This is a genomic window from Hyphomonas sp. CY54-11-8, assembly GCF_000682735.1.
In the GTDB taxonomy this organism is placed as follows: Bacteria; Pseudomonadota; Alphaproteobacteria; order Caulobacterales; family Hyphomonadaceae; genus Hyphomonas.
This window is the reverse complement of sequence record NZ_AWFD01000023.1, coordinates 55,950-77,604: the sequence shown is the minus strand read 5'-3', so window position 1 is coordinate 77,604 and position 21,655 is coordinate 55,950. Positions and strand designations below refer to the sequence as shown.

The window sequence follows — 21,655 nt, the reverse complement described above, 5'->3', positions numbered from 1 at the left end:
AGTAATGGACGTAAGAAATGCCTGGGACCAGTGGCCGGACGTGAATGGCCGGTTCGGTGAGTTCGGTGGACGCTATGTCGCCGAAACGCTGATGCCGCTTATCCTGGAACTCGAAGCCGAATACCGCAGGGCGCAGAAAGACCCTGAGTTCAAGGCCGAGATGGACGACCTCTGGACTCATTATGTCGGCCGCCCGTCGCCGCTCTATTTCGCTGAGCGCCTGACCGAGCATTTCGGCGGGGCGAAGATCTACTTCAAACGCGACGAGCTGAACCATACCGGCGCGCACAAGATCAATAATTGCCTCGGCCAGGTGCTGCTCGCCCGGCGCATGGGCAAGACGCGCATCATCGCGGAGACGGGCGCTGGCCAGCACGGCGTGGCGACGGCGACGATCTGCGCGCGCTTTGGCCTCGAATGCGTCGTCTTCATGGGCGAAACCGATGTCGAGCGACAGAAGCCGAACGTCTTCCGCATGCGCCTGCTCGGCGCCAAGATCGTGCCGGTCTCGTCCGGCACGGGCACGCTGAAGGATGCGATGAACGAGGCGCTGCGCGACTGGGTCACCAATGTCGACAACACATTCTACTGCATCGGCACGGTGGCCGGGCCTCATCCGTACCCGGAACTGGTGCGCGACTTCCAGTCGATCATCGGCAAGGAAGCCCGCGAACAGATCCTTGATCGGGAAGGGCGCCTTCCGGATGTCATAATGGCCTGTATCGGGGGCGGCTCCAACGCCATCGGCCTGTTTCATCCGTTCCTCGAGGACGAAAGCGTCCGCATGATCGGCGTCGAGGCCGCTGGCCACGGCATCGAGACGGGCGAGCATGCGGCAGCCCTCAATGGTGGACGTCCGGGCATCCTGCACGGCAACCGCACCTACCTGCTGCAGACCGATGACGGCCAGATCCTCGACGCGCACTCGATCTCTGCGGGGCTCGACTATCCGGGCATCGGGCCGGAGCATGCCTTCCTGCGCGACAGCGGCCGGGCCGAATATCTCTCGACGACAGACAAGGAAGCGCTGGACGCTTTCCAGCTCTGCACCAAACTTGAAGGCATCATCCCGGCGCTTGAGCCATCCCATGCACTCGCCCGTGTTGGCGAAGTGGCGCAGGAGCTGGGCAAGGATGGCCTGATCATCCTCAATATGTGCGGCCGCGGCGACAAGGATGTCTTCTCCGTCGCCAAGCATCTCGGAGTAGACATGTGAGGCGGGTCCTGTCCCTCATCCTTCTGCCCGGGCTGGCCGCGTGCGTGCCGACGACCAAGTACAATTACGTCCCGCTGACGAAGCAGAATTTTGTGGCCGCGCAGAATGGCGAACGAATCCCGCTGGTTGCAGCAGAGACGGCGCTTTGCTTTACGGATGGGCATACCGCTTTCGTGCGCGACGCCGAATGGACCGAGACCGGCATTTGCGGCCAGGAACATGCGCCGGTCGGCGACGATGACGGCATGGAATGCTATGGCTGGGATCAGGTTGCCGGTGTCGGCATTCCATATGAGGGCCGGTCCATGTCCGTCGTGCCAATGGCCGCTGTGCAGATAGGCGAATGCGACCCAGGGGCGCTTGCAGAATGACCGATCTTCTTCTCATCCGTATCACTTGCCCGTCGCAGCGTGTGGCCGAAGACATTGGCGATGCCGCGGTTGAGCATAAGCTGGCAGCCTGCGCCAATCTGGAAGGCCCGGTCTCGTCCACCTATCGCTGGAAAGGCGTGGTGGAGCAGGCCTTCGAATACATTCTCTGGCTCAAGGCGCCTAAGGCGAACTGGGACCGGATCGAGGCGCTTGTCCTCACCCATCACCCTTATGACGTCCCGGCCATGGTGGCGCTGCCTTGCCTCGAGGCACACGAGCCTTATGCGGCCTGGGTCCACGAAAACACGGAAAGCTGATGCCGACGGAACGTATTACCGCTGCCTTCGACCGCGCGAAGGTGGACAAGCGCGCAGTCCTTGTCTCTTATCTCATGGCCGGCGATCCGGATCTTGAGACGAGCTATGAGGCGCTTTGCGCCCTTCGCGACAATGGCGCTGACATTATCGAGCTTGGCGCGCCCTTCACCGATCCCATGGCCGATGGCCCGGCGATCCAGCGGGCCGGCCTGCGTGCGCTGGCAGCGAAGACGAAGCTGACGGATGTTTTGGCGCTCATCGCCCGGTTCCGTGAAAGCGACCAGACGACACCGATCATCATTATGGGTTACGCCAACCCGGTCCATTCCATGGGCTATGGCGCCTTTGCTGAAGCGGCCCACAAGGCGGGTGTCGATGGCACGATCATCGTGGACCTGCCACCGGAAGAAGATAGCCCGCTGCGGGAAGAATACGCAAAATACGGCCTCTCGGTGATCCGGCTCGCCACGCCAACGACCCATGAAGCACGTATGAAAAAGGTCGCCGAAGGCGCTTCTGGCTTCCTTTATTTCGTCTCGGTGACCGGTGTGACCGGGGCCGGAAGCGCCGATCCGGCCAAAATTGCCGGGAACATTGACATGGCCCGGCGCGTTTCAGGCTTGCCTGTTTGTGTGGGTTTCGGTGTAAAAACCGGTGCACAGGCTGCGGAAATGGCTAAAATTGCCGATGGGGTTGTCGTAGGCAGTGCTTTCGTGGAGCATGCAGAAGCGGCTCACGAATCAGGGGATTTGGCCCGTGCGCCCCAGGGAATGGGGGCTCTGGCCAAGGAACTGAGCAGCGCGATCGCAGGGGTCGCAAAGCCGTAGTGGCTGTTACAGCCGTGGAGGTTGTCGGATGAACTGGATCAACAAGGTCACGCCGCCGGGCCTGAAGACCATGCTGACAAAGCGTGATACGCCTGATGATCTGTGGGTGAAATGCCCGCTGTCCGGTGAATTGGTCTACAAGACCGATCTGGAAGAGAACTGGTATGTGACGCCGGCCGGCGCACATATGCGCATCTCTCCCCGCACACGCTTCCGCCTCCTGTTCGATGATGAGCGCTGGGAGCCGATCGAGCTGCCGGGCGTCGCCATGGACCCGCTGAAATTCAAGGACGACAAGCCTTATCCGGCCCGCCTGAAGGCGGCCAAGGCCAAGATCGCGGCCCGTGAAAAGAAAGAAACCGAAGGCGGCGGCGCCCCGCTTCTGCAGGATGACTGCATGGTGGCGGCCTATGGCAAGATCGGCGGCGTTCCGGCTGTCGTTCTCGTTCAGGATTTTGCCTTCATGGGCGGCTCGCTCGGCATGGCAGCCGGGGAGGGGTTCATCACCGCAGCCCATATGGCGCTGGCCCGCAAAGCCGCTTTTGTCGTCTGTACTGCTTCGGGCGGTGCACGCATGCAGGAAGGCACGCTCAGCCTGATGCAGATGCCGCGCACAACGTTGGCCATCAATGAACTGGCCGAAGCGAAACTGCCTTATGTCGTCGTGCTGACCGACCCGACCTCGGGCGGCGTGTCGGCTTCCTATGCGATGCTGGGCGATGTCCACATCGCCGAGCCTGGCGCGATGATCGCTTTTTCCGGCCCGCGCGTGATTGAACAGACAATCCGCGAGAGCCTGCCCAAAGGCTTCCAGCGGTCCGAATTCCTGCGCGAAAAAGGCCAGGTCGATATCGTGGTCGACCGCCGCAAGATGAAGGACACGCTTTCGCGCGTGCTTTCCATGCTGATGCCCAAGTCGCGCCGCGCCAGCGACAGTATGCCGGCGTCGCTCAATCCGCCAAAAACGCACGTTGCCAAGGGCAAGACTGATTGAGCGGAGACAGTGCGGCCCTCGCCGCAGCGCTGAAGCGCTTCGAAGGGCTCTATCCTGAGACGATACACCTGTCGCTGGGACGGGTCGAAGCTGCTCTGGAAGCGCTCGGCCGCCCTCAGGACCGTCTGCCACCCGTCATTCACGTCGCCGGCACGAACGGGAAGGGATCCACCAGCGCCTTCATGCGCGCGATGGCTGAAGCGGCGGGCCTGAAAGTCCATGTCTTCACCAGTCCACACCTCGTTCGCTTCAATGAGCGTATCCGGCTGGCAGGCGAAATCGTGGACGATGAGCGCCTGATCAGCTGGCTGGAGCGGACCTATGAGGCCATCAAAGGCCAGGAAATCACCCACTTCGAGGCGACGACAGCGACGGCGCTGCTGGCCTTTTCCGAAGTGCCTGCGGACCTCCTGATCCTCGAAGTCGGCCTTGGCGGGCGCTACGACGCGACCAATGTGATCGAGCACCCGGCGCTCTGCGTGATCACGCCAGTGGACTTTGATCACAAGGCATTTCTCGGCTCGGACATCCGCAAGATCGCAGGCGAGAAGGCGGGTATCATCCGGCCCGGCCGCCCGGTGCTGAGCGCGATCCAGCGCAAGGTTTGCGATGAGGTGATTACGGCTGAAGCGGCGCTGAAAGGCGCCCCGCTTTACAAGCTCAAGGCGCACTTTATCGATGCCATGCCGGATCATATCGGACTTATAGGGGAACATCAGCGAGCCAATGCAGCACTTGCCGCGATGGCGATGCAGCTGTTCGGCAATTCCACCGGAATTCCGCAGGACGCCATTTTCGAGGGGGCCCGGACCGCGACCTGGCCGGCCCGTATGCAGCGCCTGAAGGATGGCCCGCTCACCGCGCTCGTGCCGGGTAGGGAGGTCTGGCTGGACGGCGGTCACAACCCGCATGCCGCCCGGGCGATTGCCCGCCACCTGGCAAAGCAGGATGGGAAGACGGTGCTGGTTTCGGCCATGCTGGCGTCGAAGGATGCGACGGGTTTCTTCCTGCCGTTCCGGTCTTTGCGTCCTCAGGTCTTCACCGTGCCGAACGCGCCGGGCCACCGGGCCGCCGAACCGCAGGAACTGGCCGAGGCGGCGAATACGGCCGGGCTTGAGGCCGTGGCGTGCGATAGTCTGGAAGCAGGCCTCAAAGCCGCCGCCGAAACCGGTGCCGACCGGATCCTGATCTGCGGCTCGCTCTACCTGGCCGGGGAAGTCCTGTCGAAGAATGGTGAAGAGCCGGTCTGACGGCCGGAACACATGACCGGACATGGAAAAAGGGCGGCCAATCAGGCCGCCCTTTCCACTCTACGCGTACTCTACTGTCCGGGAGTATGGTTCTTGAACCTTAACAGAACCCGAACATGGTGACCGCAGGGCCTAGCTGGACTGTTTTGCCAGCAGGTTGCGGATTTCTTCCAGAAGCACTTCCTGGCGCGGCGGGGCCGGCGGCGGCGCAGCTTCTTCTGCCTTCTTCATTTTGTTCATGCCCTTGATGATGAGGAACATGACGAAGGCGACGATGATGAAGGAGATGATCGCGGAGATGAAATTGCCGAGCTCGACAACAGCTGCCGGCGTTACGATTTCACCGGCTTCGTCGATAACTTCCGGCGTGATCGTGAATGTGATGGAAGACAGGTCGATCCCGCCCATGATCGGGGCCAGCAGCGGCAGGAAGACGCCCTGGATAAAGGCGGTCACAACCGTGGCGAATGCGCCGCCCATGACAAAGCCGACGGCCATGTCGATCAGATTGCCCTTGAGGGCGAATTCCTTGAATTCCTTAAGCATTTCTGTGCCCCCTCCTGAGGTTTCAAGCCAAAATACCTGCGGATGTGATCCTATTGTTCGGCGAAACGGTCAAGGTAGCTCGTCATTTCGGGAGTTGTGATGGCTTATCGGGCCTCGGGGTCTTCGCCGCCATTTACGCGGGCGCGCAATTCCTTGCCGGCCTTGAAGAAGGGGACGGACTTTGCCGGAACTTCCACGGGTTCGCCTGTACGCGGGTTGCGCCCCTTGCGGGAATCGCGGTGGCGAACGGAGAACGCGCCGAAGCCGCGCAGCTCTACCCGGTCACCGCGGGCGAGCGCGGCGGCGATCTCGTCGAGGATAACATTCACGACCTTTTCCAGATCTTCCTGGCGCAGGTGCGAATATTCCGTAGCGAGTTTTGCGATAAGTTCTGACTTCAGCATCCCATTGATATAAAACGCATTTGCGGCGGGAGCGCTAGGCCCCCGCCGCAAAGATTTCATCAAATTTAGAAAGCGGGTCCAGCCGGCCCGACCGGGCCGGCCTTAACCGGCTCAGCCCTGAAGGGCTGCAGCCTCGGCTTTCCAGTCAGCGCCTTTGCCAGACGTACCGACTTCTTCTTCCAGGGCGGCCAGCTGATCGTCCGTCATGGAAGCGATCTGCCAGAAGTGGAAGACGCCGGCATCGTTCAGCTTCTTCTCGAAGGCCGGGCCAACACCTTTGATCTGTTTCAGATCGTCAGCATCGCCCTGCGGAGCGGCCAGGCGGCCGTTCGCATCGGCATCGCCGGAAGCTGCTGCCGGAGCGGCGTCTTCCTTGGCGGAGCCGGAAGAAGCCAGGGCTGCGCCGAGGATATCTCCCAGCGATGCGCCGGCATCTGCCGAACCGTACTGTGCGACGGCTTCTGCTTCTTCTGCAATTTCGAGTGCCTTGATCGAGAGCGACACGCGGCGCGAGCCACGATCGACCTGGATCACTTTGGCGTCGACCTTGTCGCCGACTGCGAAGCGTTCCGGACGCTGATCAGCGCGGTCACGCGACAGATCGGAGCGGCGGATGAACGACTTCATGGCCGGTTCGCCGAATTCGACTTCGATACCGCCCGAGGTGATCTCGGTGACGGTGCAGGTCACGGTCGCACCGCGCTTCACGCCGCCGGTGTTGAGCGATTCCATCGGATCGCCTGCCAGCTGCTTGATGCCCAGCGAGATACGCTCCTTGTCGACGTCGACGTCGAGCACTTTCGCCTTGACCACGTCGCCCTTGTTATAGGCTTCGATGGCCTGGTCGCCCGACTGTTCCCATGAGATGTCGTTGATGTGGACCATACCGTCCAGATCCGGGCCGAGGCCGATGAACAGACCGAACTCGGTGATGCCACGGACTTCGCCTTCGATCTCGGTGCCGATCGGATGCTCTGCCAGGAAGGCCGACCACGGATTGTCCATGGTCTGCTTGAGGCCGAGTGAGATGCGGCGCTTCTCGGAATCGACGTCCAGCACTTCCACATCGACTTCCTGGGATGTCGACAGGATCTTGCCGGGGTGCACGTTTTTCTTGGTCCAGCTCATTTCGGAGACGTGGATCAGGCCCTCCACACCGTCTTCCAGCTCCACGAAGGCGCCGTAGTCGGTGATGTTGGTGACAACGCCCTTGAGGCGGGCACCAACCGGGTAACGCACATCGATGCCGTCCCACGGATCGGAGCCGAGTTGCTTCATGCCGAGCGAGATACGCTGGGTTTCCGGGTTGATCTTGATGATCTGGACTTCGACTTCCTGGCCGACTTCAACCACCTGCGACGGGTGATTGATGCGCTTATAGGACATGTCGGTGACGTGCAGCAGGCCATCGATGCCGCCAAGGTCGACGAACGCACCATAGTCGGTGATGTTCTTGACGATACCCTTGCGGACGTCGCCTTCGGCCATGTCGGACACGATTTCCGCACGCTGTTCGGCGCGGCTCTCTTCAAGGATGGCACGGCGCGAGACAACGATGTTGCCGCGCGAGCGGTCCAGTTTGAGAACGGCGAACGGTTGCACTTCGCCCATGAGCGGGCCGACATCGCGGACCGGGCGGATGTCCACCTGGGAGCCCGGAAGGAAGGCGTTGACGCCGCCGAGGTCGACCGTGAAGCCGCCTTTGACGCGGCCGGAGATCGCACCTTTGACAGGTTCGTTGTCGTTGAAGCTCTTTTCGAGCTTGATCCAGCGCTCTTCGCGGCGGGCCTTGTCACGGGACAGGACGGCGTCGCCAAGGGCGTTTTCAATACGGTCGAGATAGACGTCGACGATGTCGCCGGATTTCGGCTGGTCGTCTTCCATCGAGAATTCGCGAAGCGGAATACGACCTTCGGTCTTCAGGCCGATGTCGACGAGTACAGCATCGTTTTCAATGCGGATAACGGTGGCCGGGACAACCTGGCCTTCCTGCATTGCCGACGCCGCAGCCGACGATTCGAACATGGAGGCGAAATCGTCGGTGGAGGGGTTCATTGAGTCAGTCATGTAAGGTTCCTGAGGCGGGGCGAACGGTTCAAGGCAGGCGCGCACCATTGCGGCCTGCTGGATCGACCCGAGAGCGTGGTCTCTTTAAATCTTCAGTGGTGCAGCCTGTTTGGATTTGAGGCCCCCTGCATTTACAGGAGAAAGCCCCTTCAGGTGCGGTTTCCACGGGCGAGGACGGCCTCAACGGCTGCCAGCGCCTTTTCCACTGCGGCTTCTATAGTTAGGTCAGTGGTATCGATCAAGACCGCATCTGCTGCCATGGCGGCCGGGGCATCCTTGCGATTCTGGTCACGCTGGTCGCGTTCGCGCAGCTGCTGGATCACCTGTTCGAGGGAAACCTCCTCGCCAAAGCCGAGAAGTTCACGCCAGCGCCGGTAGCCGCGTTGTTCGACATCGGCGTCGACCCAGAGTTTCACGTCGGCATCCGGGGCGATGACGGTGCCAATATCGCGGCCATCGAGGAGCGCGCCGCCATCCTGCAGGGCGAACGCGCGCTGCAGCTCGTAGAGGGCCTGGCGCACCCGGGGCAGGGCGCTGACCACGGAGGCGGCCTTGCCAGCCTCGGCGGTGCGAAGCTCGGCTTCTTCGAAATCATTAAGATCAAGGGAGGCCGCGACCTCTGCGAGGCGCGGTTCATCGTCCAGCGCGACGCCTTTCTTGAGCGCCGCAACGGCCGTCGCCCGGTAGAGCCGGCCGGTATCCATGTGCGGCAGGCCGTAGTGGCCTGCCAGCCGTTTCGAGATCGTGCCCTTGCCGGACGCCGTCGTGCCGTCGATCGCAATAATCATGGCCGCGGGGAGTGGGTGAAGGCGCGGGCGAAGTCAAGCTGGGGTTTGTAGCTGCGCGGCCTCCGGCCTTGCTGCTCGCGGCTGTTCCCTCGCCTCCGGTTCGGGGCCGCTGCGCCTTCGCGTTGCTCGTGAGATTGGTCACCACCACAAGCGACGCGCAGGCGCAGGTGCCGCGGGCTTCAGCCCGCGAACGGCACCGAGCAATTCATTATCGAGGCGCCATGCGGATAGCGCCGTCGAGGCGGATGCACTGGCCGTTGAAATAGGTGTTCCGGGCCAGCTCCATGGCGAGGGACGCATATTCCTCCGGCTTGCCGAGGCGCTTGGGGAAGGGCACCGAAGCGGCGAGGCTGTTCAGCACCTTGTCCGGTGCGCGCAGCATCAGCGGCGTTGCGAAGATGCCCGGCATGATCGAGTTCACGCGGATGCCGATGTCCATCAGGTCACGCGCCATGGGCAGGACGAGGCCGTTCACGCCTGCCTTGCAGGAGCCGTAGACGACCTGGCCGATCTGGCCGTCCTGCGCAGCGACGGAGGCCGTCAGCGTGATGCAGCCGCGTTCGCCGTCTTCCAGCTCCGGCAGGGTGGACATACCCAGCGCCGAGAGCGACGCGATCCGATAGGACGCGACAAGCACGCCCTGCGCACCAAAGGCATAGTCTTCCGTGGGGAGGCGCTTGTAGCGGGCATTTTCCTTGTCCCAGGACAGCGTCTTGCCGCCCTTGGCCGCCATGGCGCAGTGGACGGTGATGCGTTCCTGGCCGTTTGCAGCGCGGGCCTTTTCGAATCCGGCCACGCAGGAGTCTTCGTCCATGATGTTCACATTGCAGAAGATGCCGCCGATTTCCTTGGCGGTGGCTTCGCCGGCTTCTTCATTGATGTCGAAAATGGCGACCTTGGCGCCCGCCTTGGCGAGCGCGCGGGCGGTGGCCTGGCCGAGGCCCGAGGCGCCGCCCGTCACAACGGCGGCGGTATCGTTCGTAATCTGCATGATGTTCCTCCGATTTATTCTTTCTTGCGTCAGCGTTTGTGTCAGGCGTCTTCGGCGACGAAGCCCTTCCACGTCTTCATGTAAGTCAGGAAGGCGTCGCCCAGCCCTTCGGCGCGAAGGTGCGCTTCCGGCACGGGCAGGGCGATAGGCGTGAAGTCCGGATCGGCCTTCAGCTTTTCCGGGAAGTCATGATGCAGGATGGCGCCGCGCCCGACGACGACGAAGTCGAGCCCCGCTTCCATCGCGTCCTTGCAGGCCGCGCCTGTGGTCAGCTTGCCCGCTGCACCGAGGCGGCAATCGCCGCGCGGCAGGTCCGTGAAACAGTCGACCAGACGCTTGCCTTTATAGGCCTCGTCCTGCGGTTCCTTGAAAGTGTCCCAGAGGGACATGTCGAGATAGTCGACCTTGCCGCCTGTCATCACCTCGCCGGCAAGGCGGCGGATCTCGGAGAGGTCCATGCCGAAGCGCTCCGGCGACAGGCGCACGCCGAGGGAGAAGTCCTTGCCGCACTCGCTGCGTACCGCATCGATCATGTCGGTCAGAAATTTCACGCGGTTCTCGTAGGAGCCGCCCCACTCGTCATCGCGAAGGTTCACCTCACCGCTGATGAACTGGCAGATCAGGTAGCCATGTGCGCCGTGCAGTTCCACGCCGTGGAAACCGGCTTTCTCGGCGCGTTTGGCCGCGGTGACGAAGGCGTCGAAGGCTTCTTTCACCTCGTCGCCTGTCATGGCGCGCGCGCCGAATTCTTCATTATCGGACGGGCAGACGGGGGCTTCGCCGAGCAGTTCGGCGGGTGAGCGCATGCCCGCATGGTGCAGCTGGACGACCGAATGCGTGCCGGTCTTGTTGAGCGCCTCGGCAAGGCGCGAGAGGCCCGGCAGATGCTTGTCATCGAAAATGCCGAGCTGGCCGGGAAAGCCCTGGCCGATGGCCTGCACATGCGCCGCGCAGGTCATGGTCAGGCCGAAGCCGCCTTCGGCGCGATAGGTCAGCCAGCGGAACTCGTCGTCACTGAGTGTGCCGTCGGAATGGCTCTGCAGGTTGGTGAGCGGCGCCAGCATGAAGCGGTTCTTCATGGCCGGGCCATGGGCGAGGGTCAGGGGATCGAAAAGACTTATCATGCCCACACTTTGGCGCGGGCAGCGGAGACGTCAATTTTGCCGTCGGGGCAGGGGATTACCGGATCGCGTTCAAAGCGGCGCCGATTGCGGCCCGGTTTTGTTGGTCGATCACGGCAAAGACGATGTCGGCATCGCGGGCCATCGGGTGGCGCGCGCAGATGGTGACGGCGATGTGGGCGGCCTGCGCGGGCGGATAGCCATAGGCCCCGGTCGAGATGGCCGGGAAGACGATCCGGCTGAGGCCGCGGTTCGCAAGTTCTGTCAGGCAATTGCGGTAGCAGTTCGCCAGAATGTCCGCCTCACCATTCTGACCGCCATGCCAGACCGGGCCGACCGTGTGGAAAATCAGGCGCGGGGCGAGGCCGAAGCCTTCGGTCACGCGCACCTCACCCGGCGGGCAGGGGGCGAGCGGCCGGCAGGCCTCTTTCAGCGCGGGGCCTGCGGCGCGGTGGATCGCGCCGTCCACGCCTCCACCGCCCATCAGGCTGGAATTGGCGGCATTGACGATGACGTCGGTCTCTATGTCGAGCAGGCTGCCTGGATAGAGGACGAGACGGGGCATCAGACGTCGGCGATATCCGCGCCAAGCGTCGCCATATGGGCCAGGAAGTCCGGATACGATGTATCGATCATGGAGATGTCGTCGACGCGCACGGGGTTCTGCGCGGCGGTGCCCATGATGAGGGCGCTCATGGCGATGCGATGGTCGTGATGGGTCCGGACGAGGCCGCCGCCGGGCACTTTGCCGGCGCAGCCCTGCACGATGAAGCCGTCCGGCGTCCCTTCCGCCTCGACGCCATTGGCGCGCAGCATGGCGACGGTGGCATCGATGCGGTCCGACTCCTTCACGCGCAGTTCTTCCGCGCCTGAGACGATGGTCTCGCCTTCGGCAAAAGCGGCGAGAACAGCGAGGATCGGGAATTCGTCGATCATGGCAGCGACATAGCGTTCCGGCACGTGAATGCCTTTGAGGTGGGCATAGCCCGACGCGATGTTGATCTGGCGTTCGCCTGCGGCTTCACCGGCTTCTTCGGCACCGAGATGCGCGCCCATCAGATTTGCAACATCATAGAAGCCGGACCGGGTCGGGTTCGACATGACGCCATCGACCTGGACGTCGCTGGCGGGGGAGAGGATGCCCGCAGCCACGAGGAAGGCGGCAGAGGAGGGGTCGCCCGGAATCGCAGCTTCGATGGCACGCAGCGTCTGGCCGCCGCGTACCGAGATGCGGGTGGGTTCGCCCGGCTTGCGGTCCACGCCGACCTCGACGCCAAAGCCGCGCAGCATGCGCTCGGTATGGTCGCGGGTCGGTTTGGCCTCTTCCACCACGGTCGTGCCGTTCGCTGAAAGGCCTGCCAGTAGCACGGCGGACTTCACCTGCGCGGAGGCCTGCGGCGGGGCGTAGGTGATCGCCTGCAGGTCTTTCGAGCCGGTCAGCGAGAAAGGCAGGCGCCCGTCCGGTCCGGCCGTGTCGGTCAGGCCCATCTGGCGCAGCGGCGTCAGGATGCGGTTCATCGGGCGGGAGCAGAGACTCTTGTCGCCGGTCAGTTCCGCGGTGAGGTCGTGCCCCGCCATGACGCCCATCATCAGGCGCGAGCCCGTGCCGGAGTTTCCGAAGTCGAGGATGCCTGCCGGAGAGCAGAGGCCTTTCGCCCCAACGCCTGTCACTTCCCAGGCCCCGCCGCCAAGGCGCTTCACCTCCGCGCCGAGGGCCGACATGGCCGCCCCGGTGCGCAAAACATCATCGCCTTCCAGCATGCCTGTGAAGTGACTGGTGCCCTCTGCGAGGCCCCCGAAAATCAGCGCGCGGTGGCTGCAGGATTTGTCCCCGGGGGCCCGGACGGCGCCTTTAAGGGATTTGACGGGACGGCTGGTCCAGACCATGAAGAATTCCGAGCTGAATTTTTGCGTGAATTGGGGCTTTGACAGCGCGCGACGTTCATGGCAAGCGCCGCCCAGATCAAAATCCAGAAATCCAACGAGGAGGCGTGTCGCCCGTGTCGAAAGACAAGCTTGGAACCAAACAGGTTTGCCCATCCTGCGAAGCCCGTTTCTACGACCTCAACAAACGCCCGGCCGTGTGCCCGAAATGCGGTGAGGAATTCGATCCGGAAGACGAGGTCATCCGCACCACCATCACCAAGGTGAAGGCCAAGGCTGCCCGCGCTGCGGTCAAGGCCGAGGACGATGACGAGGATGACGACGAGGAAGACGAGAAGGCCACGGCCGCCCGCGACGACGACGATTCCGACGACGAGGATGAAGGCGACGACGAGGAAGAAGCCAAGGAACTCGGCGACGACGACGAAGTGATCCTCGAAGGCAGCGACGAAGAGGAAGACGACGAGTCCGGCAAGAAAGTCCCGGCCGGCTTCACCGAAGACGGCGTTGACGATGATGATGATGACGACATCATCCTGCCTGATGACGACGACGACGATTTCGAAATCGACGACGATGCCGACGATGACGACGATCTCACCCTCGATGATGACGAGGAAGATGAGAAATAGACTTGAAAGCCGGAAGAGGGGGGGATAAACCCCGCTCTTCCCGGTCCGGGGCCATAGCTCAGTTGGGAGAGCGCTTGCATGGCATGCAAGAGGTCAGGGGTTCGACTCCCCTTGGCTCCACCATTTCCTTCCGGAAAATTCAGCCCTTTCCTACGCTGATTTCAGCGTCAGCAGCTTGAGTCCGGCTGCGCCGAAAAGCGTGCCGATGACCAGGTCGAACGGCCGCCGCATCCGGCGATAAGCGGCCACCGCTGACCGCGTCGAGAACAGGCAGGCATAGCCGACAAACACGGCCGTCCCGGCGACGGCACATACGGTCACGGCCGTGAACAGGAAGGCCGGCGGGGCCGTGGATGCCGCGCCGACGGACAGGGTCGCCATCCAGACAAGCGGCGCCTTCGGATTGGTCAGGTGCAGCAGCAGGCCGCGCAGGTATTGCGTGCCGTGTGAAACCGGCATGGGCGCCGCTTCAGGTACATCAGCAGGCGTCTTGCGGCTGGCTGACCGGAACGCCTTGAATGCCAGGAACAGCAGGTAGAGCCCGCCCGCCATTTTCATCGCCGTGAAGAACAGGACCGAGGTCTTGAGCGCCGCGACGAAACCGAGCGCAGCCACGCAGGCCCAGAAGACAGATCCGGTCACTATTCCCAGCGAGAGCATCACGCCCGCTGCCCGGCCTTCGCGGGCGGCGACGTTCATGATCATCAGCGTGGCCGGGCCGGGGCTTGCTGCCCCGACGATGAAAACGGACAGGATCAGTAACAAGTTCGGCAGGTAGAGGCTGAAGATCTCGGCGGGCATGTCTGGGCTCAAGCTTGCTGTGGAGTGCGTTGTGCAACAGACACAGCATATCAGGGCGAAAAGAGACAGCACTTTTCCGTGATTATGCGCCTTGAAGTCACCGCATCGTGGCACTTGAAGCGCCACAATTGAACCCCACCTTTAATGTGAACGAAAGGTGCCCAAAGGTGCCCTCCTAAGGGACCTCATGTTCGCCGTATCTGTCGTACGACGGAAAGGAGTGCCGACATGTTGAACGACGAAAACACACCCCGCTTCGATGCGGAACCCATCGTCTACATTCGCCACCTGGGTGCAGACGAAGTGCAGGACCTCGTGCCCGCCAATGCCCTTGAAGGGATTGGTCGGCCGGAAGACCTGTTCATTGTGTCCTCTGCCGACGGCCAGCAACTGGCCATCGTGGAAGGCCGAGACGCGGCATTTGCCGCTGCCCGGCTGCACGACCTGACCCCGGTCAGCGTGCACTGAGGACCATGTAGAACACCATATATAGACCGTGTATGGACCATGAATACCCCGCCCGCAGAGATGCCGGCGGGGCTTTCCTTTGCGGCTCTTGCTATTTCCGCCACGGAAGTTGACACTGGCGTCAACTAAGACCCGGGGAGGACAAAGGGCATGAGACCCATCATTCTGGCAGTGGCCGCTGCCGCAATCCTGGCGCCAGCCGCCTGTTCCAAAAAAGAGGCTCCTGCGCCGGAGACTGCCGCGCCCGCAGAAGAGGGTGTCGTGCATGTCTCGGCAGAAGGCGACTTTGCCGAAAATCTCCAGCTCGCCCTGATCGAAGCCGAGCCTGGTCAGACCATCGTCATGCCGGAAGGGACCTTCGAGTTCACCACCGGCCTGTCGCTGGACGTGGATGACGTGACGCTGGCCGGCGCCGGGCAGGGCAAGACGATCCTCGACTTTGCCGGCCAGACCGGCGCGGGCGAGGGCCTGCTGGTGACCGCCGACGATGTCGTGCTGACAGATTTTGGCATCCGCGACACCAAGGGCGACGGCATCAAATCCAAGGATTCCGACAGGATCACCTATCAGTACCTGACAGTCGAATGGTCCGGCGAGCCGGATGAGACGAACGGCGCCTATGGCATCTACCCGGTCGAGTCGACCGACGTGCTGGTGCAGAACTGCACCGTGCGCGGCGCCTCCGATGCCGGCATCTATGTCGGCCAGTCGCAGAACATTATCGTCCGGGACTCGGTCGCCGAATACAATGTTGCCGGGATCGAGATCGAGAACTCCTCCTATGCGGACGTGTACGGAAATATCGCGCGCCACAATGCGGGCGGCATCCTCGTTTTTGACCTGCCGGACCTGCCCGTCATGGGCGGGCATTCTACCCGTGTCTATGACAATGACATCGTCGAAAACAATACGGTGAACTTCGCCCCCGTCGGCAACATCGTGGCGGGTGTGCCGAGCGGCACGGGCCTGATCGTGATGGCGAACTCGGATGTCTATGTCACCGGCAACCGGTTCAAGGACAATCGCAGCGTCCATGTCATGCTGACGGCCTATACAGAACCGTTCACGGACGAAAACTATAATCCGCTGCTGAACGACATCACCATCACCGGCAACACGTATGAAGGCGGGCTGGACGATCCGCAGGGCATGCTGGCGCCGATCGCGGCGGCCATCGGCGGTCAGCTGCCAGCGATCATGACCGATGGCGTCACGCGCTGGGATGGCGGGGAAGACCAGACCGTGAACCTTGTTATCGCCGAGGCGCCGGAGGTTGGCTTCATCAATATCGGCCTCGGCGAATACCCGGTCGACCCGGCGAAGATGCAGCCCAGCACGGACCGCCCGGCCTCCACGCCGGTGCCGGAGCGTGAGCCCGTCGCCCTGCCGCAGGACCAGAAGTAACCATGCGGCCTGGTTTGCTGTCCGCTTGCCTGATCCTCGCCGCCTGCGGGGCAGGGCAAGCAGCAACACCTTCGGAGCCAAGCCTTGAGGCGGTGCTGGCGGACAAGCCTGCGCCGCTGCTATCCGCCTACGGATTTTTTGAGGACGCGGGCGGCAACATTCCGGCGGAGCGCGTGAAGGCCTATGACCTGATCAATCCGCTCTTCTCCGATGACGCGGCCAAGCACCGTTTCATTTATGTGCCCCCGGGCGAGATGGCGAAAGAAGCGGGCGCGGGCCTTCCGGACTATCCGGTTGGCACGGCGCTGATCAAGACGTTCGCCTTTGCGCCGGACATGCGCAGCCCGGAAGACGGCGCCTACAAGGTCGAGACACGGGTGATCATCCACAAGGCGGATGGCTGGGCGGCGTTTCCCTATGTCTGGAACGAGGCCGGCACGGAGGCGAAGTACGCGCCCATCGGCGCCCGGCGCACGATTCAGACGATCAGTCCGGCGGGCGCGCCGCTGGAAATCCATTACGAAGTGCCGAACAAGAACCAGTGCAAGACCTGCCACCAGTCAGGTGATGCGATCCGGCCCATCGGACCAAAGCTGCGCAATTTGGATCATCCGGGCCCGGCCGGTGTGGACCAGCTGTCTGACTGGGTCGCGGCAGGCATTCTGGACGGCGTTCCGCTGGGCATGAAGGCGTCGCCCTCAGCCGTGGATGCGAGCCTGCCGCTGGACGCGCGGGCGCGCGGCTATCTCGACATCAATTGCGGCCATTGCCACAAGCCCGACGGCTCGGCCTCGAATTCCGGCCTGTGGCTGACGCTGGAAGAAACCTCGCCGACGCGTCTTGGCCTGAAGAAGCATCCGACGGCGGCGGGACGAGGCTCCGGCGACCGGCGCTATGTCATCGATCCGGGGCACCCTGAGGAATCGATCCTCGCCTTCCGCATGGCCTCCACCGAACCCGGCATCGCCATGCCCGAACTAGGGCGGACCTTGCCTGATCCGGTGGGCATCGACCTGATCAACAAGTGGATCGCGGGGATGGAGGAGTAGGGATCGCCTGCGGACATTCCGCAGAATTCGTGCATAGTGGCTGAGGCACGGAGGAGGAATGAGCGATGCAGATCAACGCGCTGGATCACGTCAACATCATCACGGACGACATGAAGGGCACGATCGGCTTTCTGGTCGATGTGTTCGACCTCGATGTGCGGGATGCACCGCCGCCGCTACCGCCTGAACATTATCAGTGGCTCTACGATGTCAATGACCGCGCCATTTTCCACATCAACTCCAAGCAAGCACCGCAGGCATATGTTCGGGAAACGCAGGCCGGTCCTACGACGGGTGCAATCCATCATATCGCGCTCAATTGCAGCGGCCATGACGCGTTCAGGGAGCGGCTGGAAAGGCACGGTGTCGATTACAAGCTGAATGACATTCCATCGGTGAACCTGAAGCAGATTTTCTTCATGGAGCCGAACGGCGTGCTCATCGAACTGAATTTTTTCGGGACCTGAGCGGCAAGACTGCTTCCTGATAACCGCTCCCTCGGGCGAACTGGCGCGATGTCCCTGAACTACCCATCCCGCTTGCTCTTCTACCCCCTCAGGCATAGGGTGCGCGCGCTTTAACCCCGAGGACCTGAAACCATGGCCGATACGCAGCGCCCAAGCCTTCCCGTCACACTGGATGATGTGAAAGCCGCTGCAATGATTATTGCAGGCCAGGTCGAACGGACGCCGTTCCGGCATTCGCGCACGCTGTCGGATATCACCGGCGCGGAAGTGTGGGTGAAGTTCGAGAACCACCAGTATACCGCCGCCTTCAAGGAGCGTGGCGCGCTGAACCGGCTGTCGTCCCTGTCCGATGAGCAGAAGAAGGTCGGCGTCATCGCGGCCTCTGCCGGCAATCACAGCCAGGGCGTGGCCTATCACGCCAAGCGCCTCGGCATCCCGGCAACCATTGTCATGCCGGAAACCACGCCCTTCACGAAGGTCGAGCAGACCCGGTCGCACGGCTGCCGCGTCCTGCTGAAGGGCCTGAACTTCGATGAGGCCAAGGCCGAAGCCTATAATGTGCAACAGCGCGAAGGGCTGACCTTCATCCACCCGTTCGACGACCCGCACATCATCGCGGGGCAGGGCACGGTCGCGCTGGAAATGCTGGAGGACAAGCCGGACCTCGACATGCTGGTCATCCCGATCGGCGGCGGCGGCCTGGTCGCCGGGTCTGCCGTGGCGGCCCGCGGGCTCAATCCGGAGATCAGCGTCATTGGCGTCGAGGCCGCGATGTATCCGGCGATGAAGCAGGAACTCGCCGGTGAGCCTGTTCATGTCGGCGGCTCGACCATCGCCGAGGGCATCGCCGTCAAGGATGTCGGCCGGATGCCGCTGGAGATCGCCCGCCAGCTGGTGGACGATATCGTCCTCGTTGAAGAAGCGCACCTTGAGCGTGCGATCACGCTTTATGTCGAGGTCGAGAAGACCATTGCCGAAGGCGCAGGCGCCGCAGGGCTTGCCGCGCTGTTGGCCCATCCGGCACGCTTCAGCGGCCACAAGGTCGGGGTCGTTCTGTGCGGCGGCAATATCGACACACGGCTGCTCGCTTCTGTGCTGACCCGGGCGCTGGTGCGCGAGAACCGGCTGGCCCGCATCCGTATCATCGGCGACGACCGGCCTGGCCTCCTGGCGCTGGTCTCCAAGATCATCGGTGATGCCGGGGCCAATATCATGGAAGTTGCGCACAATCGTATCGCGCTGGACGTGCCGGCCAAGGGCGCTGAGTTCGACATCCTGATCGAGACCCGCGACAGCCAGCACACGCAGGAAGTGGTCGAGGCGTTAACCCTGGCCGGCTACCCGCCGCGCAGCATGTGACATCTGTAATGTTAGAGGCTGGCCGGGGCGGGTGACTTCGCCCCGGAAGCGGCCTAGACCCGGATCCAAACTGAAAGCCTGAACGGAGCCTCCAGATGAAGCGCATCCTCGCTGTTGCCGCCAGTGCGGCCTTTGCCCTGATTGCTGCCTGTAGTGGTGGCAGCAAGGCACCGACCGATGTCGACACCGTGTTCGAACAGCACCTGCCATGGAACCCCGATGCCAAGGGCGTCCAGACCGACGAGTCCGGCCTGCAATGGATCGTGATCCGGGAAGGGGACAGCAAGGGCGCGAGCCCCGGCGTCAGCGACCTGGTACGCGTGAACTATGAAGGCCGCACGGCAAATGGCGACAAGTTCGACTCCTCTTTCGATCGCGGCCAGCCGGCCATGTTCCGCCTGAACCAGGTGATCCCCGGCTGGACCATCGGCCTGCAGAAGATGCACGAGGGTGACCAGTACCTGTTCTACGTCCCGAACAAGCTGGCTTATGGCAATTCGGACCGGGGCGCGGTGATCAAGGCCGGCGACGACCTCGTCTTCCTGGTCGACCTGGTGGACCTGATGGAGCCGAAATCCGTCGATACCGCCGCCTGGGAAAAGTACACGCCGTGGGACCATGAAGCACCGGACGTGAAGAAGACCGGCTCCGGCCTCGAATATGTTGTTCTGGCCAGCGGGGACGAAGGCGGCGCCAGCCCGGTGAACGGGCAGGAAGTCGTCGTCTATTATGAAGGCCGTCTCGCCGAGACAGGCGAAATGTTCGACAGCGCCTTCCAGCGCGGCGCGCCGGAAGTCTTCCCGTCCAACCGCCTGATCCGCGGCTGGGTCGAGGCGCTTTCCATGATGAAACCCGGCGACCGCTGGCTGCTCTACATCCCGTCAGACCTCGCCTATGGCAAGAAAGGCACGCCGGGCGGCCCGATCCCGCCGGATTCCGATCTCGTCTTCGAGGTTGAACTGGCAGACGTGCTGAACTGATCCTCAGAGAGGGTCGGGGTCGATTGGTGGGGAGTCTTCCACCATCATCGGCGGCAGGTACGGCGCCGGCTCCTCCACATCTGCCCGGAAGAAGATGGGCAGGCGGACGGAAGTCTGGAACCAGGGCTGCTGCTGGCTGGCGGTGGCGGCGATCACGTCGCCGCTGACCTGCAGCATCACCTTGTTGATGTCGATCCGGTCGGGCGACAGGATGCGGCTGGCGAACGCGTCGGCGAAGATGGAGGGTCCGGTTGCATCCGGCCTTGTGGTGCCGGGCTCGTCGGCATAGGCGATCACGACATTGGCGTCTGAGGTATAGTCTGCAAAGCCGGGCTCCAGCCCCTTGGTTTCCATGGGCGAGTCGTACTTGCGCCCGCAATCGACCATCAGGATGACGGCCTGCGCTTTCGACGCTTCCAGGAATTCGACCGCGTCCTGCAGCTTTGCGCCCCGCTCGACCACTTCGCTTTCGTTGCGGGGCAGGGGACCGTTCGGGATCAGGTAATTGTCTTCCCCAAACAGGGAAGCTCCGTATCCGGCGAAATAGACAACGCCGACGCTGGCAGGGCCGGCAGCGTTCAGCGCGTTCTGCAGCATGGTGAGTCCGTTCTGGAAGCCCTCAAGGTCTGCATTCCGGATATGGTGCACCGCATAGCCGCTCTCGCCGAGAGCGCTGGCAACTTTCACACCGTCCGCATGTGTGTTCGGCAGAGTGTAGTCTCCGCTTCCGGCATAGTCATTGGAGAAGACGAGCGCGACGCGCAGCGGGTTCTGGCTGACCGGCGACCTGGGCGCGCCCGGCGCACGGCTCCACGAACCAATCTTGATGTCACTGGACCGGCGCTGCAGGCGCGACAAATTCATCGGCTCCTGCCGCTGCAGGGTCATTTCCAGCACGTCGAGGCGGACATTCTCGAACATGTCGCGCACGGTCACGGCGGGCTCCAGCAGCCGGGTGCCGAGCGCCTTTGCATAGGGGCCGTTATTGTCATCGGCACGCCCGTCGCTGGCCGTTTCGCCCTCCCATGTGGCGAAGGAGATGAACATGTTGCGTTCTTCCGCGCTGCCGGCAGTGCGACGCAGGCCCCGGAAGGATTCCCCGCCGCCAAGCGCGCGTTCGGCTTCCGGCAGCTTCAGTACATTGCGGCAGGCATCGATGGAGAGGACAGTCGGGCCAGGGCAGTCCGTCAGTTTGCCCATCACCCAGTCCAGCGAGACGGAATCATCCCACAGCGCTTCGTCCAGCACCGCGGCATCCTCGACCGGGATCAGGAAATTGCCCTCGCCCTCACGGGCGGCGCCATGGCCGGAATAGTAGACAAAGCCGGTCGCCTCCGGCCCGCTGGCCTGCATCGCATCCACAAAGTCACGGAAGGCCGACATCATTTCCGACCGGCCGGCATCCTTCACCACATCGCCCGTCACCAGCGAGAAACCGCACTCGATGATGCCTTCGGCCACAAGGTGAGCGTCCCGGACCGGATTGGCCAGCGTCCCGATGCCCTCGGAATAGGCCGCGTTGCCGATGACCAGCGCGTGGCGCGGTTTGCGGGTGCCTTGCGCCCGGCCGGGCCAGGGCATCGCGGCGGCGCCTCCAAGCAAGAGCATGTGCCGGCGTGAAATCATGTTCCCACTCCACTCATCTCACGAGGGTTAATCGTCTCGTAGAGGCGCGCGCCAGTCAATGTCGCCGCTGCGGGCTTGCCTATCGCAGACGGG

At 62.9% G+C, this 21,655-nt stretch carries 23 protein-coding genes and 1 tRNA gene; 14 read left to right on the top strand and 10 right to left on the bottom strand.

Annotated elements, in window-relative coordinates; translation table 11 throughout:
- The first annotated feature begins 4 nt into the window (after window positions 1–4).
- Genes trpB through HY17_RS11575 form a run of 6 tightly spaced genes read left to right on the top strand, consistent with a single transcriptional unit; the run spans window position 5 to window position 4,975 of the window.
- Window positions 5–1,216, top strand: a complete 1,212-nt coding sequence (gene trpB, locus HY17_RS11600; RefSeq protein ID WP_034766693.1) for a tryptophan synthase subunit beta — start codon at window positions 5–7, stop codon at window positions 1,214–1,216.
- The gene (locus tag HY17_RS11595; RefSeq protein ID WP_034766691.1) at window positions 1,213–1,587 is read left to right on the top strand and encodes a hypothetical protein; all 375 of its coding nucleotides are present in this window, start codon (window positions 1,213–1,215) and stop codon (window positions 1,585–1,587) included. Before trpB ends, HY17_RS11595 begins: the two co-directional genes overlap by 4 nt.
- Entirely contained in the window at window positions 1,584–1,904 is a 321-nt protein-coding gene (gene cutA / locus HY17_RS11590; protein ID WP_034766690.1) for a divalent-cation tolerance protein CutA, read from the top strand. Before HY17_RS11595 ends, cutA begins: the two co-directional genes overlap by 4 nt.
- The gene (gene trpA / locus HY17_RS11585) at window positions 1,904–2,731 is read left to right on the top strand and encodes a tryptophan synthase subunit alpha (RefSeq protein ID WP_034766689.1); all 828 of its coding nucleotides are present in this window, start codon (window positions 1,904–1,906) and stop codon (window positions 2,729–2,731) included. The genes cutA and trpA overlap by 1 nt, the downstream gene beginning before the upstream one ends.
- 28 nt (window positions 2,732–2,759) lie before the next feature.
- Window positions 2,760–3,725: an acetyl-CoA carboxylase carboxyltransferase subunit beta gene (locus tag HY17_RS11580; RefSeq protein WP_034766688.1), complete on the top strand. Its 966-nt coding sequence runs from the start codon at window positions 2,760–2,762 to the stop codon at window positions 3,723–3,725.
- The gene (locus HY17_RS11575; RefSeq protein WP_034766687.1) at window positions 3,722–4,975 is read left to right on the top strand and encodes a folylpolyglutamate synthase/dihydrofolate synthase family protein; all 1,254 of its coding nucleotides are present in this window, start codon (window positions 3,722–3,724) and stop codon (window positions 4,973–4,975) included. The genes HY17_RS11580 and HY17_RS11575 overlap by 4 nt, the downstream gene beginning before the upstream one ends.
- Window positions 4,976–5,107: 132 nt before the next feature.
- Here HY17_RS11575 and mscL read toward each other — a convergent pair whose 3' ends face one another.
- The 8 genes from mscL to aroA form a co-directional block, all read right to left on the bottom strand.
- Window positions 5,108–5,521, bottom strand: a complete 414-nt coding sequence (gene mscL / locus HY17_RS11570; protein WP_034766686.1) for a large conductance mechanosensitive channel protein MscL — start codon at window positions 5,519–5,521, stop codon at window positions 5,108–5,110.
- A gap of 104 nt (window positions 5,522–5,625) precedes the next feature.
- A complete protein-coding gene (locus tag HY17_RS11565) occupies window positions 5,626–5,925 on the bottom strand; it encodes an integration host factor subunit beta (protein ID WP_034766685.1) in 300 nt (99 codons plus the stop codon).
- A gap of 111 nt (window positions 5,926–6,036) precedes the next feature.
- Entirely contained in the window at window positions 6,037–7,992 is a 1,956-nt protein-coding gene (rpsA, locus tag HY17_RS11560) for a 30S ribosomal protein S1 (RefSeq protein WP_034767022.1), read from the bottom strand.
- Between the two features lie 149 nt (window positions 7,993–8,141).
- Entirely contained in the window at window positions 8,142–8,780 is a 639-nt protein-coding gene (gene cmk, locus HY17_RS11555; RefSeq protein ID WP_034766684.1) for a (d)CMP kinase, read from the bottom strand.
- Window positions 8,781–8,988: 208 nt separating this feature from the next.
- On the bottom strand, window positions 8,989–9,771 hold the full coding sequence (locus tag HY17_RS11550) for an SDR family NAD(P)-dependent oxidoreductase (RefSeq protein ID WP_034766682.1): 783 nt from the start codon (window positions 9,769–9,771) through the stop codon (window positions 8,989–8,991).
- 41 nt (window positions 9,772–9,812) lie between these two features.
- On the bottom strand, window positions 9,813–10,895 hold the full coding sequence (locus tag HY17_RS11545) for an NADH:flavin oxidoreductase (RefSeq protein ID WP_034766681.1): 1,083 nt from the start codon (window positions 10,893–10,895) through the stop codon (window positions 9,813–9,815).
- A gap of 55 nt (window positions 10,896–10,950) precedes the next feature.
- Window positions 10,951–11,457, bottom strand: a complete 507-nt coding sequence (locus tag HY17_RS11540; protein ID WP_051600023.1) for a macro domain-containing protein — start codon at window positions 11,455–11,457, stop codon at window positions 10,951–10,953.
- Window positions 11,457–12,779 carry a 3-phosphoshikimate 1-carboxyvinyltransferase gene (gene aroA, locus HY17_RS11535; protein ID WP_034766679.1) on the bottom strand — a complete coding sequence of 441 codons (1,323 nt, stop codon included), beginning with the start codon at window positions 12,777–12,779 and terminating at the stop codon, window positions 11,457–11,459. The genes HY17_RS11540 and aroA overlap by 1 nt, the downstream gene beginning before the upstream one ends.
- 113 nt (window positions 12,780–12,892) lie before the next feature.
- Here aroA and HY17_RS11530 point away from each other — a divergent pair, with 113 nt between their 5' ends.
- Together HY17_RS11530 and HY17_RS11525 are read left to right on the top strand one after the other, a co-directional pair.
- Complete coding sequence (locus HY17_RS11530; protein WP_034766678.1) at window positions 12,893–13,408, top strand: FYDLN acid domain-containing protein; 516 nt, start codon at window positions 12,893–12,895, stop codon at window positions 13,406–13,408.
- Window positions 13,409–13,455: 47 nt separating this feature from the next.
- Window positions 13,456–13,531, top strand: a tRNA-Ala gene (locus HY17_RS11525).
- A gap of 27 nt (window positions 13,532–13,558) precedes the next feature.
- Here HY17_RS11525 and HY17_RS11520 read toward each other — a convergent pair.
- A complete protein-coding gene (locus tag HY17_RS11520) occupies window positions 13,559–14,209 on the bottom strand; it encodes a LysE family translocator (RefSeq protein WP_034766677.1) in 651 nt (216 codons plus the stop codon).
- Between the two features lie 228 nt (window positions 14,210–14,437).
- Here HY17_RS11520 and HY17_RS11515 point away from each other — a divergent pair, with 228 nt between their 5' ends.
- The 6 genes from HY17_RS11515 to HY17_RS11490 all read left to right on the top strand — a co-directional run bounded on the left by HY17_RS11515 (window position 14,438) and on the right by HY17_RS11490 (window position 19,936).
- Window positions 14,438–14,677, top strand: coding sequence for a DUF1150 family protein (locus HY17_RS11515; RefSeq protein WP_034766675.1), 240 nt, complete (start codon window positions 14,438–14,440; stop codon window positions 14,675–14,677).
- 150 nt (window positions 14,678–14,827) lie between these two features.
- Window positions 14,828–16,081: a parallel beta-helix domain-containing protein gene (locus HY17_RS11510; RefSeq protein WP_034766674.1), complete on the top strand. Its 1,254-nt coding sequence runs from the start codon at window positions 14,828–14,830 to the stop codon at window positions 16,079–16,081.
- 2 nt (window positions 16,082–16,083) lie between these two features.
- A complete protein-coding gene (locus HY17_RS11505; RefSeq protein ID WP_034766673.1) occupies window positions 16,084–17,130 on the top strand; it encodes an SO2930 family diheme c-type cytochrome in 1,047 nt (348 codons plus the stop codon).
- A gap of 65 nt (window positions 17,131–17,195) precedes the next feature.
- Window positions 17,196–17,597 (top strand): VOC family protein, encoded by a 402-nt coding sequence (locus HY17_RS11500; RefSeq protein WP_034766671.1) that lies wholly within the window; start codon window positions 17,196–17,198, stop codon window positions 17,595–17,597.
- Between the two features lie 132 nt (window positions 17,598–17,729).
- Window positions 17,730–18,956: a threonine ammonia-lyase gene (locus HY17_RS11495; protein WP_034766670.1), complete on the top strand. Its 1,227-nt coding sequence runs from the start codon at window positions 17,730–17,732 to the stop codon at window positions 18,954–18,956.
- 95 nt (window positions 18,957–19,051) lie between these two features.
- Window positions 19,052–19,936 carry an FKBP-type peptidyl-prolyl cis-trans isomerase gene (locus HY17_RS11490; protein WP_051600021.1) on the top strand — a complete coding sequence of 295 codons (885 nt, stop codon included), beginning with the start codon at window positions 19,052–19,054 and terminating at the stop codon, window positions 19,934–19,936.
- Between the two features lie 3 nt (window positions 19,937–19,939).
- Here the strand turns inward: HY17_RS11490 and HY17_RS11485 are convergent, their stop codons facing one another.
- Window positions 19,940–21,562: a caspase domain-containing protein gene (locus HY17_RS11485; RefSeq protein ID WP_081813111.1), complete on the bottom strand. Its 1,623-nt coding sequence runs from the start codon at window positions 21,560–21,562 to the stop codon at window positions 19,940–19,942.
- Between the last annotated feature and the right edge of the window lie 93 nt (window positions 21,563–21,655).